The organism is Streptomyces sp. MB09-02B, assembly GCF_033794485.1.
Classification (GTDB): Bacteria; Actinomycetota; Actinomycetes; order Streptomycetales; family Streptomycetaceae; genus Streptomyces.
In genome coordinates, this window is sequence record NZ_JARGEE010000866.1 from 1 (window position 1) to 1,327 (window position 1,327).

General features: G+C 71.2%; 1 protein-coding gene. It reads left to right on the forward strand.

Annotation, left to right across the window (positions count from 1 at the left end; translation table 11 throughout):
• Window positions 1-129: 129 nt before the first annotated feature.
• On the forward strand, window positions 130-1,327 hold a 1,198-nt coding region (locus P1P70_RS44715; RefSeq protein WP_319248243.1), incomplete at its 3' end, for a cytochrome P450.

The following is a 1,327-nucleotide window of genomic DNA, read 5'->3' on the forward strand; positions in this document are numbered from 1 at the left end:
CCGCACCCCCTTCCCCGGCCCCGCCGGGTTAGGGGGCGGCGACCCCGATTCTGGGGCTCCCAGGCCGGACACGGCCCCGTAGCGTCACGATCACCGGCCCCTCGCGCTCGCTCACCCCCAAGGAGAACGATGCCCCTCGATGTCGAGATCCCGCTGCCCTACCAACGCGACGCCGCCTGCCCGTTCGACCCGGGACCACGCCTGCGTGACGCCCAGCGCAACGACCCCGTGCACAAGTGGCGCCTGCCGAACGGTGAGCACATCTGGGTCGTCACCCGCTACGACGACGTACGGCAGATGTTCACCGACCCCCGCCTCAGCAGTGCCCTCACCCCGCTGACCCTCATGCTCCCCGGCCTCGACGAGGACCAGCTGCAGGTGGCACCGGGCAGCTTCGTCAACATGGACCCGCCGGAGCACACCCGGCTGCGCCGTACCGTCACCTCCAGTTTCACCGCCCGCCGGATGCGGGAGCTCACCCCGCGCCTGGAACAGCTCGCCGAGGACTGCCTCGACGGCATGGAACGGACGGGCGCGCCCGCCGACTTCATGGCAGGATTCGCCTTCCCCTTCCCCCTCTTCGCCATCTGTGAGCTGCTCGGTCTCTCCGAGGAGGAGCGCGCCGAGTACCTCGCGCTCACCGCCAAGGCCGCGGTCGGCCTCGCCGGCACCGCCGAGGAGGTCAAGGACATCGTCGACGCCGCCCACCGCTTCATGCTGGACGCCGTCACCGCCCGGCGCGCGCAGCCGGACGACGGCATGATCGGCATGCTGGTCCGCGAGCACGGAGACGACCTCGCCGACGAGGAGATCGTCGGCATCAGCAACATGTTCCTCTCCGCCGGGTTCGACACCACGGCCAACACCCTGGGCCTCGGTCTCCTCGCCCTCTTCGACAACCCGGACCAGCTCGCCCTGCTCCGCGACGACCCGGGCGTCCTCGACACGGCCGTCGAGGAGTTCATGCGCTACCTCAGCGTCATCTCCGCCACCAGCGGCCGCACCGCCACCGAGGACCTGGAGATCGGGGGTGTCACCGTCAAGGCGGGCGAGTACGTCGTACCGGCCCTCGCCGTCGCCAACCGGGACCCGGCCCACTACACCGACCCCGACCGCCTCGACCTCACCCGCACCCCGGCCCAGCAGCTCGCCTTCGGACACGGCATCCACCGCTGCACCGGTGCCGCCATGACCCTGCTGGAGCTGCGGATCGCCTTCCCCGCCGTACTGCGCCGCTTCCCCGGCCTGCGCCTGGCGGTCCCCCGCGAGGAACTCACCTACCGCGGCTACAACATGGTGCACGGCGCCCTGAACATCCCCGTGCCCC